The sequence below is a fragment of the Pantoea sp. Seng genome (genome assembly GCF_009829935.1).
Lineage (GTDB): Bacteria > Pseudomonadota > Gammaproteobacteria > Enterobacterales > Enterobacteriaceae > Pantoea > Pantoea communis.
This window is the reverse complement of the sequence record NZ_SZZV01000006.1, coordinates 1-13,947: the sequence shown is the minus strand read 5'-3', so window position 1 is coordinate 13,947 and position 13,947 is coordinate 1. Positions and strand designations below refer to the sequence as shown.

Annotated in this window: 10 protein-coding genes; 1 reads left to right on the top strand and 9 read right to left on the bottom strand. The window is 53.5% G+C overall.

Features of this window, described 5'->3' with window-relative positions:
• The 7 genes from FD737_RS07440 to ssuD all read right to left on the bottom strand — a co-directional run bounded on the left by FD737_RS07440 (window position 1) and on the right by ssuD (window position 8,255).
• A complete protein-coding gene (locus FD737_RS07440; RefSeq protein ID WP_160833136.1) occupies window positions 1-1,434 on the bottom strand; it encodes an MFS transporter in 1,434 nt (477 codons plus the stop codon).
• 174 nt (window positions 1,435-1,608) lie between these two features.
• A complete protein-coding gene (locus FD737_RS07435; protein ID WP_160833135.1) occupies window positions 1,609-2,484 on the bottom strand; it encodes a MetQ/NlpA family ABC transporter substrate-binding protein in 876 nt (291 codons plus the stop codon).
• Complete coding sequence (locus FD737_RS07430) at window positions 2,481-3,179, bottom strand: methionine ABC transporter permease (RefSeq protein ID WP_160833134.1); 699 nt, start codon at window positions 3,177-3,179, stop codon at window positions 2,481-2,483. Before FD737_RS07430 ends, FD737_RS07435 begins: the two co-directional genes overlap by 4 nt.
• Window positions 3,176-4,195, bottom strand: coding sequence for a methionine ABC transporter ATP-binding protein (locus tag FD737_RS07425; protein WP_097117642.1), 1,020 nt, complete (start codon window positions 4,193-4,195; stop codon window positions 3,176-3,178). Before FD737_RS07425 ends, FD737_RS07430 begins: the two co-directional genes overlap by 4 nt.
• Window positions 4,192-5,586, bottom strand: coding sequence for an LLM class flavin-dependent oxidoreductase (locus FD737_RS07420; RefSeq protein ID WP_160833133.1), 1,395 nt, complete (start codon window positions 5,584-5,586; stop codon window positions 4,192-4,194). Before FD737_RS07420 ends, FD737_RS07425 begins: the two co-directional genes overlap by 4 nt.
• Before the next feature lie 75 nt (window positions 5,587-5,661).
• Entirely contained in the window at window positions 5,662-7,068 is a 1,407-nt protein-coding gene (locus tag FD737_RS07415) for an FAD/NAD(P)-binding protein (RefSeq protein ID WP_160833132.1), read from the bottom strand.
• 14 nt (window positions 7,069-7,082) lie between these two features.
• Window positions 7,083-8,255, bottom strand: coding sequence for an FMNH2-dependent alkanesulfonate monooxygenase (gene ssuD / locus FD737_RS07410; RefSeq protein WP_160833131.1), 1,173 nt, complete (start codon window positions 8,253-8,255; stop codon window positions 7,083-7,085).
• Window positions 8,256-8,531: 276 nt separating this feature from the next.
• On the opposite strand from ssuD, the gene FD737_RS07405 reads away from it, so the two are divergent.
• On the top strand, window positions 8,532-10,463 hold the full coding sequence (locus FD737_RS07405) for an aliphatic sulfonate ABC transporter substrate-binding protein (RefSeq protein ID WP_370523040.1): 1,932 nt from the start codon (window positions 8,532-8,534) through the stop codon (window positions 10,461-10,463).
• Window positions 10,464-10,911: 448 nt separating this feature from the next.
• On the opposite strand, the gene FD737_RS07400 is transcribed toward FD737_RS07405, so the two are convergent.
• Together FD737_RS07400 and FD737_RS07395 are read right to left on the bottom strand one after the other, a co-directional pair.
• Window positions 10,912-11,883: a ParB family protein gene (locus FD737_RS07400; RefSeq protein ID WP_160833129.1), complete on the bottom strand. Its 972-nt coding sequence runs from the start codon at window positions 11,881-11,883 to the stop codon at window positions 10,912-10,914.
• Window positions 11,884-11,890: 7 nt separating this feature from the next.
• The gene (locus FD737_RS07395) at window positions 11,891-13,090 is read right to left on the bottom strand and encodes an AAA family ATPase (protein ID WP_058960453.1); all 1,200 of its coding nucleotides are present in this window, start codon (window positions 13,088-13,090) and stop codon (window positions 11,891-11,893) included.
• Window positions 13,091-13,947 lie beyond the last annotated feature (857 nt).

Here is a 13,947-nt window from a genome sequence, read left to right as displayed (position 1 = left end):
TCACTCCTGATGAGAAAGATCGTCGATGTCGTGGCGCGTCGGTTCGTGGCGCACCGCGAGCAGGAAAAAGATCGGGATGATGGCGGCAAGCGACACCACCCAGAACATATTGGTGCCCAGCGCCGCTTGCAGAATCGGCAGAATAAACAGCGCCAGCGCGCTGCCAATCCCTGACAGCGCACGACTGAAGCCCACGCCAGTAGCGCGAATGGAAGTTGGATAAGAGAGCGCCGGATAGACCATCAGCTGCGCACCCGGACCAAAGCCTTCAGCAAACAACCACAAGCCAAGCATCAGCACCGCAAACACAATCCCCGTAATCGCTTCAGGGTGCCCAATCAATGCCAATGCAATCAGTGCGAAGAATTGCAGTGCAAATCCGGCCATTGCCACATGGCGAGACGGATATTTCCAGGCCAGACGCATGCCCAGCAGACCGCCGGTGAAAGCAAACAGCGCGTTCAGGCCGAGCGATGCGGAGATCGTTTCAAACACGCCCGCGCCGAGGAACTGCGCGAGGATCGAAGGCAGGAAGAAGGCGATCGCGGTGTATTCAAACGAGATGCAGATGTTCATCACGCCTGCCACGATGGTGCGTTCACGCCAGGGTTTCTGGAACAGCACGCGGAAACTTACTTTGGGTGCCGCTTCTGCTGGTGGTGCTTCGGGTTCCGCTTCATGCGCATGAATACCGTAAGAGTCACGCAAAATGCGCACCGCAGACTTCAGATCGCCCTGATTGGCTGCCCACAGCGGTGATTCGTTCATAAATTTGCTGCGCACTGCGATGATCAACAACGCGGGAACGGCACCGAACAGCAGTGATGCACGCCACAACCAATCGAGATGATCCTTCGGTAGCAGGAAGTAGAGCGCGAAGATCAGCAGGAAACACACCGTTGACGCGGCGTACCACATCGGGCACCAGGCGGCGAGTCGCGCGGCTTTGTTGCCTTTGCCTGCGAATTTAGAAAATTCCGCCAGGTAGGACATCGCCACGGGTAAATCGATACCCACGCCAATCCCCATCAGGAAACGTGCGCCAATCAGTACCCAGACATTGGGCGCTAATCCCGCTGCGATGGCCGAGACCACGAAGAACAGCATATCGGCCATAAACACCGAGTAACGGCCATATTTGTCGGTCAGCCAGCCACCAATGAGATTACCGACGATGGTGCCGACCATGATTGAGGACGTCACCAATCCGGTGAGAAGAGGAGAAAGCTGGAATTCGCGTACCACATCGTCAATTCCATAAGAGAGCGTGGTGAGATCGTAGGCATCGAGGAAGACGCCGCCGAGCGCGAGGAACACAATCATGCGCGCATAATTATTTTTGTCACTGCGGGTGTTGATCAGCCTTGCCACATCACTGACCGAACGAACCGGCTCAGACGTCGGTAAGGTGTTTTCGAAAGAAACGGTACTCATAATGCCTCACGTTGTTTTTAGTTGTGCAGGTGAGGTTGTTATAAGCGCTTACCCTTCAGGTCCAAAGCAACAAATAGTGATATTAAATTGTTTAAAATCAATAATATAAAAAACTTTCAAACACAAAATCCCGGACGCGCATCGCGAGCCCGGGTGAAGGATAACACCAGGAAATTAGTCTGCAGAGACCGGCACTAATACGCCTTTAACTAACGGATCATCCGTCGTTTTCAGCCACTGCTGAACGCGAGGATCGGAGAACGCCTGTTTTAGCTTTACGATGTTCTCCTGCTCCAGATAGGGCGTACCAATCACCAGCTGCGAGGCAAAAGTACGCGGTGCCGGAGGGAACAGAATGCCTTTATCACGCGGCACTTTTCCGGCATCAAACTGCGAAACATAGCCAATCGCCGCGTCCACCGAATTCAACGCGCGTGGCATGGTTAGCAAATCGAGTTCTTTGAAGACGAAGCCATGCGGATTACCGATAATGTTTTTTAATTTGGCGGTACGCGGTTCAACGTTGGGATCGAGTGTGATCAAACCCTGACGTGCCAGCAGCCACAAGGCCTGGCCCTGGTTGGCGCCATCATCCGGCACCACAATGGTGGCCCCCTGCGGCAGGTCGGCTATGGATTTATAGCGATCGGAGTAGACGCCAAATGCCCACTGGAACAGCGGTAAGGCAGAGGTGAGCTGGAAACCGTTGGCATCCACCACCTGCTTCAACCACCACTGGTGCTGATAGACGGTTGCCGCATATTGTCCTTGCGCCACGGCGCGATCCGCCTGCACCGGATCCTGCACGCCCACCGCTTCCAGCTTCAGACCATAATCCGGCGCGATGTGCTCGCCAACATACTCAATCAACTTCTGTTCTCCCGCCATTGCCGGTTCAAAGTGGATTTGTAGCGTGGTGCCAAAGACCACCGCTTGCGGTTGCTGACTGCGCCAGAACCCTGCGGCGGCGGCCAATGCAATGACCACTAAAATCAGTAGCAGCCACGGCCAGCGGCGCGTCTTACGTAACTCAAATTCTTGTGTTGTCATCGTGATATCCCCTGAGGATGGCGTAGAATTGCGACTAAACGGTCACCGATAAATTGAATGGTTTGTATCAAAGCGATCAGCACCACAATGGTGGCGATCATGATGTGGTTGTCGAAGCGCTGATAGCCGTACACCACGGCTAAATAACCGATACCGCCCGCGCCGATGGTGCCGGCGATGGCGGAGTACTCGATCATGGAAATCAGGTTGAGGGTGATGGCGGCAACAACAGCAGGTAATGCCTCACTCAGCTGCGCCGAACGGATGATCTGCCAGCGCGACCCGCCGCATACCAAACCCACCGAGGTCACTTCGCCTGGCAGTTCACGCAACGCGTTATCCACCAGACGACCAAAGAACGGAATGCCCGCCGCAATCATCGGCACCACCGCCGCAGGGATACCGATGGTGGTGCCGGTCAGCCAGAAGGTGAACGGGATGATCGCCGCCATTAACACCAGAAACGGCAACGAGCGTCCCATATTCACTATCCAGCTCAGCACCCGATGCACGCCGCGATGGGGAAACAGTCCACGTGCTGAGGTGTTAAACAACACCACGCCAACGATACCGCCGAGGCTCACCACGAACAGCATCACGATGCCGACCATCAGCGCGGTCTCACCCATCGCAGGTAACATCAATGCCGGAATTTCCAGCCACGGCGTGTCCTGACTTATCACGGAAACGCTCATACCGCCTCCCGCAGCTGATGTACGCTGCCCGAGACGCTGGCAACCAGTCCAAACTGTTCGAGCTGCGCCAGCAATCGCGCCAGTGGCACACGCTCTTGCTGGAAGTGAATGCCCACCTGCAAGCGTCCGGCCTGGATACCATTGACCTGCTCAACGTGCGCGCCAAGCAGATCGATGCGCAGATTGAACTGCACACTCAGACGCGAGATCCAGTCGCTGATGACCGGTACATCTGTGCGATAACTCAGTTGCAGAATCAATTCCGCCACGCCAGGTTGCGCCACCAGTGGGAATAGACGTTGCCCCAGCGAGGAATCGGGCTGCGCCAGTAACTGTTTCAGCACGCCATACTGCACAATCTGCCCATCGCGAATTTCGGCAACCGCATCCGCCGCCTGACGCACTGCATCCATCTCGTGGGTGATCAGCACGATTGCCAGCTTATAGTCGTCACGCAGTTTCTTTAGCAAATCCAGCACCGCAACCGTGGCTTCAGGATCGAGACCAGAAGTCGCTTCGTCGGCCAGCAGCACGGAAGGCTTTAGTGCCAAGGCTCGCGCGATGCCAATCCGTTGACGCTGTCCCCCCGAAAGCTGGTCGGGATACGCTTTGGCTTTATGGCTCAGACCAACACTCTCCAGCAACTCACCCACGCGTGCGGAAATATCCCGCTCGACCACGCCGAGATAACGCAACGGCAGCGCGATGTTTTCCCAGGCGCTTTTGCGCTGCAATAGGGCAGAAGATTGAAAAACGGTGCCAATCGAACGGCGCGCGCGACGCAGTGCTTCGCCATTCAGCCGCGAGAGATCGCTGCCATTGATGCGAATACTGCCCGCGCTGGGCTGCTCCAGTAAACTGATGCACTTCGCCAGCGTGGATTTGCCCGCGCCGCTGGGCCCAACGACAGCAGTGATGTTGGCCTGTGGTACCTGCAAGTTGATGGCTTTCAGCACCTCGGTGATGCGTCCATCCGCGGTGCGGTAATGCTTACTCAACTGGTCAATTTCAATCATATGACCTCCGGCAGTACCGAATTTTTCACCCGATAGCCCACGCCGGGATGCGGTGCAGTTAACTGTGGTCCGGCGTTAAACAGCTTCTCGCGCAGCGTACCTTCCGCATACGCCTTCTTATAAACACCGCGCTTTTGCAGCTCTGGGATCAGCAGTTCAACCACATCTTGAAAGGTTTCATGCGTTAAAGCGTAGGCGAGGTTGAAACCATCAACGTCAGTGTCTTCCACCCAGCTTTGCAGTTCGTCGGCCACAGTTGCTGCACTGCCGACAATCAGCGGGCCAAAGCCGCCAATGCCCACCCAATCCGCCAGCGCTTTTACCGTCCACTGACGATCAGGGTCGGCGGTGGAGAAGGTTTCGACGGCTGATTGGATGGCATTGGTGTGAAGGTACTTCAGCACCTGGTCAGGTTGATATTGACCGAAGTCGATTCCGGTCCAGCCGGATACCAGTGCCAGCGCCCCCTCGTAACTGACATAGCTTTGGTATTCTTTCCACTTCGCCTGCGCGGCGGCATCGGTCTCCCCGATGATCACCGTTTGCAGATTGAAGATCAGGATGCTGCGCGGATCGCGCCCTGCTTCTTCTGCACGGCGACGAATATCCGCGACGGTTTTCTTCAGCAGCACTTTCGACGGCGCGGCAACAAACACGCATTCCGCGTGCTCAGCGGCAAACTGTTTGCCTCGGCTCGATGCACCGGCCTGGTATAGCACTGGCGTGCGCTGCGGCGACGGCTCGCACAGGTGAATGCCCGGTACGTTGAAGAAGGTGCCCTGGTGATTGATGGGGTGAATTTTGCGGGGATCGCTGAAGATACGCCGTTCACGATCGCGCAATACCGCATCCTGTTCCCAACTGCCTTCCAGCAGCTTGTACACCACCTGCAAATATTCATCGGCATAGTCGTAGCGGCTGTCGTGATCGCTCTGCGCCTGATGACCAATATTGCGCGCCCCGCTCTCCAGATACGAGGTCACAATATTCCAGCCGATGCGTCCTTTGGTCAGGTGATCGAGCGTCGATAAACGGCGCGCAAAGGGATAAGGATGCTCAAACGATAGCGATGCGGTGAGACCAAAGCCGAGATGCTCGGTCACCAGCGCCATTGGGGTAATCAACGCCAGCGGATCGTTGACCGGTACCTGCGTCGCCTGACGAATCGCGGCATCGCCATTCCCGTTCAGCACATCGTAAATACCCAACACATCGGCGATAAACAAACCGTCAAATTTGCCACGCTCCAGCAGGCGCGCCAAATCGACCCAGTACTCCAGATCTTTGTATTGCGAGGAACGGTCGCGCGGATGCGCCCACAAACCCGGTGACTGGTGTCCGACACAGTTCATATCAAAAGCATTCAGGCGAATTTCACGTTGCGATGGCATAGCAATCTCCATAGCGAGGCCGTGATCGTACGACGACCCGGCGTTCGTTAGTGTGTTTTTAGGATGTTTGAGAGATTAAGAAGCGTAAGGGGGACATCGCTCGTCTTGAGCGATGTGAAGATCTTCAAGAATTTGCTGAGCAACGGCAGCGGCGTGATCGGCAACCTGTGGCAGGCCCATCAACTCACCGAAACGCGCGCGGGCGGCGGGTCCGACTACGAGCAGGCGGGCGTTGGGCAAGCCTTGGTGATTCAGTGCGTGTGACTGCGTATCGACGTCGAGGCCAAAGCCAAGCTGATCACCGCGAATCAGGCCTTGATTACTCAGCGAACGTAGCAGCGGCTGGCTTTGTGTCAGCGCATCATGCCCCGGTCCGGTGGTGACGATCAGATGATCGAGCAGGCGGGTTTCCGTTTCACCCTGGCGTGTGCGCAGCGTGATTGCTAGTTGGGGGCCCTGAGCAGTGATGGTGTCCAGTCTGGCTGCCAGCACCTGCAAACTCCCCTGCTGCTGTCGTCTGATGATTTCCGCTGACACCTGCGGCGCGATACGATAACGATGTACATCCCACCACGAACGCAGATGGCGCACAAAGCGCTGCTGCTCGCGCAGCGGCAAGGTTTGCCAGATGGTTTGGCCCTGTACGCGTACATCGTCCAGCACGCGTTGCCAGGGTAATTGCTGCCGTGCAGCTCGGGCAACCTCATCCCTGATGTGATGCAGCCACAGACGCGCGCTGGGGACGTTCTGAGGCGCTAACGTCCATTCAGGCCACTCACCCTGCAGATTAGCGCGTGAGAGCTGTCCACGGCGTGAGAAAGCGGTTAACGGGCCTTGATGATGCCGAGTGCCTAATGAGGCAACCACATCCGCCATACTCAGGCCGGTTCCGATAATGGCAACGGCGGCGTCAGGATCTATCGCATCCAGCACGCCGGCTTGCCATGGATTGGCAATGAGCGCTGGGTGATGGGCAAAGGGCTGCAGCGAGCGAGGCAAGGATGGCGGTGGGTGACTGATCGCTAACGCCAGCACATCGCCCTGTAGCGTCACGCCATTGCTGAGTAACAGTTGCTGCCCTTCCCATGCCATGGCACTGGCCTGAACGTGCCGTAACTCAATCTGCGGATGCCGTTCTGCCGCAAGGGCAAACTGCTCTGCCAGATAGCGACCAAACATCGCGCGCTGCGGATAGACTGATCCGTCATCACAATGGGCTACTGAATCCAGCGAACACTCAGGCTGCTGACGATACCAGCGGTCAAAGGCGCCCTGCTCATCGCCGCTGAGTTGCATGCGCGAGGCAGGTACATTGATGCGATGCGCCGGTTCCTGCGTGGAGTAGGCCACCCCACCGCCCAGTTGCTCACGCGGTTCGACCACTGTAATCAGTAATGGAGAGGACGATTGCCGCGCGAGATGAATCGCCAGCGCCGTTCCGCTGAACCCGCCACCTGTGATGATAATGTGAGGTCGTGCCATCGTCTTCTCCTGCATTAGCTGGCGCTCGCCTGTTTTGAAGGACGTTTATCGCCACCAATGGTTTCGCCAAACGGGCCGGTGTTAATGGTGCGCGCACGCTGCTGCTGACCATTTGCCAGCGGTAATAGCGGCAGCAGCAATTCTGCCACACGATGCGCCTCTTCCAGATGCGGATATCCCGACAGGACGAAGTTGGTCACACCCAGTGCCTGATATTCCCGTATGCGTTCGGCAACCTGCTCAGGACTTCCTACCAATGCCGTTCCGGCTCCGCCGCGCACCAGACCAACGCCTGCCCATAAGTTTGGTGAGATGTAGAGATTATCGCGCGAGCCTTTGTGCAGCGCGCTCATCCGTGCCTGACCTGCAGAGTCCATACGCGCAAAAATCTTCTGCGCCTGCGCGATGGTGTCTTCATCCAAATGACCGATTAATTTCTCTGCCGCCGCTTTCGCTTCCTGTTCCGTTTCACGCACGATGACATGCAGGCGGATGCCGTATTCCAGTTTGCGCCCGCGCGCTGTAGCACGTTCACGGACGACTGCCAGCTTTTCTGCGACCTGCTCCGGGGGCTCACCCCAGGTCAGATAGGTATCGATTTGCTCAGCGGCGACATCAATCGCGGCCTCCGACGAGCCGCCAAAATAGAGTGGTGGGCCATTTTCCTGCACTGGCGGGAACAACACCTCTGCTCCTTCAACGTGAATATGCTGCCCTTCATAGTCAACCTTCTCTCCACGCATTAAACGGCTATACACATCGAGAAACTCTTTGGTGACTTCATAGCGTTCACTGTGATTGAGAAAGATGCCGTCGCCTTTGTTCTCAACCGGGTCACCGCCCGTCACCACGTTAATCAGCAAACGTCCTTCAGAGAGGCGATCCAGGGTTGTGGCCATACGCGCGGCCAGTGTCGGCGGTTGAAGTCCAGGGCGAACGGCAACCAGGTAACGCAGTCTTTTAGTGATGGGTGCCAGTGCAGAAGCAACCAGCCATGAATCTTCGCAACTTTTGCCGGTGGGAATCAGCACACCGTAGTAACCGAGATTGTCGGCGGCCAATGCCACCTGCTGTAAGTAAGCTAAATCAACCGGGCGCCCACCTTCTGTGGTGCCGAGATAGCGACCGTCACCGTGCGTCGGGAGAAACCAGAAGACATTGATGTTCTTGTTTGCGGATTCGGCCATTATGCTTTTCCTATATAACTTTATTAAAAAATGATCATTTTGGGATGTTTTTTTAGTTATATAGCTGTTAGCGAAAAACGTGCCAGCTTTGATTCTCCTGATAATGACGCTATTTCAGCGGGTTAGGCCCCTACTGCTGTTTGTGTTTGTTGCATCGGCAACTTACCGCCTACAGCTATTGCTGCATATGCAACTGCTTATGCTTTTTTCCTGCTGTTCACAGTGAATAGCAACGATTAGCGTGTGCTGATACTCCTTAATGGACATCAAAAGATGCTGACCAACTATAGCAATTACGCTGATTCACCGCGTTTAGTCGACCCGGCTTCTCTCGCTTTTCAATCATTGCTCGACAAATTCGCCCCCACTGACGCCACGGTATTGATTGTCGGCGAGACCGGCACGGGTAAGGAAGTTGTCGCACGCTATCTCCATCATCATAGCCAACGCCGCCATGGCCCCTTTCTCGCCGTTAACTGCGGTGCTTTAACTGAAAGTCTTGCCGAAGCCGAACTCTTTGGTCATGAGAAAGGGGCATTTACCGGCGCGACCCAGGCGCATCCCGGTTGGTTTGAATCTGCGCAGGGCGGCACTCTGCTGCTGGATGAGATTGGAGAGCTGAGTTTGTCGCTACAGGTCAAGTTACTACGCGTATTACAGGAGCGCGAGATTACGCGCGTGGGTTCGCGCAAGCCGATTAAAGTCGATGTGCGTGTTATTGCGGCCGCCCATGTTGATTTGGCACAGGCGATCCGCGAACGGCGATTTAGGGAAGACCTTTACTATCGCCTCAATATTGCGGTGGTGCCGCTGCCTCCGTTGCGACAGCGTCGTGATGATATCCCGCTGCTGGCGCAGCATTTCCTTTCGCTGTATGCACGTCGTTTAGGTCGACCGGTGCGTCGTTTGTCACCGGATGCTTTAGAAGTGCTACTGGAGTACAGTTGGCCGGGCAATATTCGCGAGCTGGAAAATACGCTTCACAACGCAGTACTTCTGAGTCGGGAGGAGACGCTAACGCCAGCTCATTTGCGACTGACAAGATACAATGAACAGGGATTTAACAACGCGGAAGCATCAACGCTTGATAACTTCCTGCGTCAACAACTCTCCACTAAGCCCAATCAACTGTTTGATCGCGTCATCACCAGCCTGATTACTCACGCGCTGGATTTCACTGAACACAATCAGACACAGGCCGCGGCGTTGCTTGGCATCAGCCGCCACACGCTGCGTACTCATCTTGCTCACCAGGGAATGATAAAAGGACGGCGTAAGGTGGCGAGTTGCATTGCAACTGCCTCTGCTGATGAGCCTCATCAGGAACGCGAATTACGTATCGGTTATCAAAAATTCGGTAATCTTGGGGTATTAAAAGCACGGCAAAGTCTTGAGCAGTGCTTTGCACAGCAGGGCGTCAGCGTGTTGTGGAGCGAATTTCCTGCCGGGCCTCAACTGCTTTATGCCTTACAAAATAACGAGATCGATTTCGGTACCACCGGCGAGGTGCCGCCTATTTTCGCCCAGGCGAATGGCAATGCAGTGACCTACATCGCCTGGGAACCCCCTGCGCCCAGTAGCGTGGGGATAGTTGTCCCAATCGATAGCGATATCCGTAGCATTGCTGATTTACGTGGTAAACGTATTTCGGTCAATAAAGGTTCTAACGTTCACTGGTTATTGCTGCAGCTGCTGGAAGAAGCAGGTATCGCCCTTGATGAACTCAAAGTGGTGTATGCGCCGCCGAAATATCCTCTGACGGCCAGTGATTATCTGGCGGTCGATGCATGGATGATGTGGGACCCCTTACTCAGTGCGGCGGAGAGCAATCCTGAGTTGCGCGTGCTGGCCAACGGTGAGGGGCGTGTGCGCAACCACCAATTTTATCTGGCACGTCGCGATTATGTGGAAAAACATCACGACGTGGCCCATCAGCTAGTGGAGAGTTTACAGCAGACCGGCATTTTTATTGATAATCATCGGCAGGAAGCTGCTGGTCTGCTTGCGCAGGAATTGGGTCTTGACCTTTTGGCCGTTGAAAGAGCTTTAACACGACGCAGTCATAGAACCCGTTCAATGGTATTTGAAGTGATTAAAGAGCAACAAATCATCGCCGATCGTTTTTATGCATTGGGTCTGATAAACAAGCCTGTCCGTGTTCGGGAAGCGGTTTGGCAATCGCCCAGCGTTTTGTCACTTACAGCTTAACGACCCGAATAAAGTTATCCACCTTTTCTGTGGATAAATCATTGAATATCATCTGGCTAAACCGGGTTAGTACCCTCGATGCAGCGCTGAAATTTGCTGTAATGTTGGCGATTTCAGCCTGAAATTAATTTAAAAAACACTTTTAATTCAATTCATTAGATGTGAAATCCTGATGGCGAATGAAGAAAATTTCAGGGCATTCGCAATCTGAGTTCCTCTCCTGGATAGCCTTTGTTGCTTTCCTATCCAGCTGGTTATTTTGCCTTCACCACAGATTCACTAAACTCTACGGCGCAAGATTGTTATGCATATAGACGGTGAAAAAGTTGGCGATTTCAGCCTGAAATTTCTACACAGGTTAGTTATTTTTCATACAGTTAGCGATGAAATAGCACTGGCGAAAAGCTGAAATTCAGGCAAAAAAAAACCGCCCGAAGGCGGCATTTCGCTACTGATTGAGAAATTTATTGAGTGTCTCGTTTATCACACGATCCAACTCATCTTGCAATTCTTTCGACTGGCGATTGAATTCGTAGCTGAACATGCGGCCGCGTGTCTTCTTGCGGGCATAGCGATCTTTATCAGCAAACGTCCAGAGAGGCGTGGCGACCGCTTTGTCCTTTGCTGGCGACTGGATTAGTGTTTGGCTACCATTACGCACCAGACGCAAAATCCCATTTTTTACTTCATCTTCAGCCAGACCATCACGTGCGCAGACCGTATCGACATCCATGCCAATGGTATCAATTAAGGCTTCAACCGAATGACCAATCTCCTGAAGCTTCTCATACGCCTGCAGCAGCGTTTTGTAATCCGGGTATGTTAACTCCGAATGATTTGGGAACAGGGTAACCAACTCCAGTGGTACGCTCGCGGCTTGCAACGCACGCGTAACTTTTGCCTGCGAGAGGCCTTCGCTCTGAGCAATCTCTTTCTGTGACAGGCCACTCTCTTTTAATGACAGCAGGCGCATCCCCACTTCACGCAGATTATGTTCGCGTGCGGTTTGGATGTCCTGCGCCAGACGACGTGCTTCATCTGCCGTGATGGCAACCTCAGTGACCAGCACATCCAGCCCAGTTTTGCAGTGCAGAGCGGCGGCACGGCGGCGGGAACCATCCAAAATTTCGATACGGTCGCCGCGCTTCACACCAATAGCAGGGAAGAACTGCTGCAATTTAATGGTGCGGATAATGTCGCGCAGCGATTCAGGCGTCAAGCCTGACTGGTCGCGGCCATTCGTTTCCATTACCACATAGGTTTTTTCTTCAATTTCCTTCGCCGTAATGTGTTCAAGCGTGAACAGGGCACGTTTACCGGTCGAAAGGATAAAGGTTTGAGAATGTCCGTCTGAAGCATCCTCAGTCTGCAAAGGTGTCTGGCTGAAGGTACGGCCAATCGTGATTCGTTTTGCGCTCATAGTAACCTCAGTTCAGGCGAATAAATTCAATACGATCAAATACGGCTTTAGCGAAATCTTCCGCTGCCGAACGCGCATTCTTTAAGGCTTCGGTGCTGCCCACATAGGTCGATGGGTTCGCAGAGATTACAGTATCAAACGACTCTCCACAGCGCTCAAAGCCGTCCAGGCGCGGTAAAGCAGCATCCAGCATGTCGCCGCCAAAGATCTCTTTCGCCAGGCTGTGACAAAGCTTGTGGTCCGCTTTATTCGATAGCTTGGACATAAAGCCGATGTTGCCTTGCAAGCGGCAGGATGCGCCTGATTCCTCAATGATGCCAATCAGTTCCGGCAGGCGCGTCAGATACTTCAACGTCGAGTGGAAATCAACTTGTGCTGGTGGAACTGGCGTCATCAGTAAATCAGATGCGGCGATGGCGTTCTTCAGGAAGGCATCCAGATGTGGGCCACTGTCGATGAAAATGAAGTCATAGTCTTTCTTCAGTTTTGCTACGACGTTGTCATACAGAACCGCATGCACATTCTGCGTAGGCAGATGCTCAGCACACAGTTCTTCCCAACGTGATGCAATGAAGGCGTCGTCAATGGAGGCCGGCAGTACGTCGACACCAGGAATAATCGATGGCACGATGAATTCATTAAGCAACTCTTCGCGGCCCACGTTTTGCAGCATCGCTTGCGCAGCTGTGGCTTCTACCAGTCCGACCGAACGCTCATGATTGAGGAACATGGTGGCAGAGGATTGCGGATCGAGGTCGATAACCAGAATGCGCAGATCTTCATACAACAGATGTGGGTGCGCACGCAGCGCATGGGCCAGTGAGACCGTTGAGACGGTTTTCGATACGCCACCTTTTAGATTACCAACAAACAGCGTGAATGCCTCTGCGTGACGATCGCGATACTTTGGCACGCCGCGATGATGGTAGATATCAATGATGTTTTGGATGGACATTGCGTACTTGGTAGAGCTGCCCGCCGCGCGTTTATCGAATGGATAGCCGTTCTCTTCCATTTCATTTACGGCGTAATCAACGCTCGCACGCGTTAATTTAGGGAGTTTGGCTAACGCCGCTTTGGCGTAAACCTGATAAAAAGTGTTTTCCTGCAACTCTTCTTTCTGCGCCTGAATCTGTTCCGTCAGGCTCATTAGCATTTTTTCTGAACGTTGTGCGACTTTCAGAACTTGCTTCTCATCGTTAGCCATACTTGCTCCACACATGTAGGATTTATGACTTTATACCGAAATCCTGCACATGAGGCAAATCTATCTCATCTAATGCGAAACATTTAGCGCTGTGAAAATACCTTGAGTAAGAGCGTGTTAGTGCAAACGTTCACTGTAATCAGCGGAGATGTTTTAATCAGGGCGGAATAATGGATGAAAGTGTGAGCAACGCCTCATTCGCGTATTTGTTCCAGCATTCACTGTAATCAGAGATTTGATCGTCCGTTGCACGAGATTTGCGGGCAGGGTGATATGGCCGAAATCACAGCCTGTATTCACTATATTCGGCATAAGATTCACTGTAATCAGTAAACGTTCACTGTAAGTGGCAATAGGTTCACTGTAATCAGTAAACAATTGCGCTACGTTCACTGTAATCAGTGATATTGATTTTCACGCTGAGCAGTTGAAAGCCAGGGCTCTCCATGACGAAATCGGCTGCAGGCGTTTTCGGTTAGTAGAGACAGCTTAGTCCTAATATAAGCATTCACTATAATCAGTAGACTGCATGTGGGGAGCATTGATTTAATCCGAGTGTTCACTGTAATCAGTAATCAACAGCTCGTATGGCTAGCTGGCATTCACTGTAATCAGCAATTTGTCTAAGCCTCATTCAGACGTTCACTGTAATCAGTAACCCAAATCGTTCTCTCAGCGTAGCGTTCACTATAATCAGCAGTTTTGTCTTAAATGGATACGCCATAATCGGCGGAAAGGGTAGGGCGTACGTGAGAACGTTCACTGTAATCAGTAAAGGAGTCAGGAGTCATGAGTCAGGAGTCAGGAGTCATGAGTCAGGAGTCAGGAGTCAGGAGTCAGGAGTCAGGAGTCAGGAG

Coding starts and splice junctions, on each gene's coding strand:
- FD737_RS07440 (WP_160833136.1), bottom strand. CDS start 1,434: ATGAGTACCGTTTCTTTCGAAAACACCTTACCGACGTCTGAGCCGGTT.
- FD737_RS07435 (WP_160833135.1), bottom strand. CDS start 2,484: ATGACAACACAAGAATTTGAGTTACGTAAGACGCGCCGCTGGCCGTGG.
- FD737_RS07430 (WP_160833134.1), bottom strand. CDS start 3,179: ATGAGCGTTTCCGTGATAAGTCAGGACACGCCGTGGCTGGAAATTCCG.
- FD737_RS07425 (WP_097117642.1), bottom strand. CDS start 4,195: ATGATTGAAATTGACCAGTTGAGTAAGCATTACCGCACCGCGGATGGA.
- FD737_RS07420 (WP_160833133.1), bottom strand. CDS start 5,586: ATGCCATCGCAACGTGAAATTCGCCTGAATGCTTTTGATATGAACTGT.
- FD737_RS07415 (WP_160833132.1), bottom strand. CDS start 7,068: ATGGCACGACCTCACATTATCATCACAGGTGGCGGGTTCAGCGGAACG.
- ssuD (WP_160833131.1), bottom strand. CDS start 8,255: ATGGCCGAATCCGCAAACAAGAACATCAATGTCTTCTGGTTTCTCCCG.
- FD737_RS07400 (WP_160833129.1), bottom strand. CDS start 11,883: ATGAGCGCAAAACGAATCACGATTGGCCGTACCTTCAGCCAGACACCT.
- FD737_RS07395 (WP_058960453.1), bottom strand. CDS start 13,090: ATGGCTAACGATGAGAAGCAAGTTCTGAAAGTCGCACAACGTTCAGAA.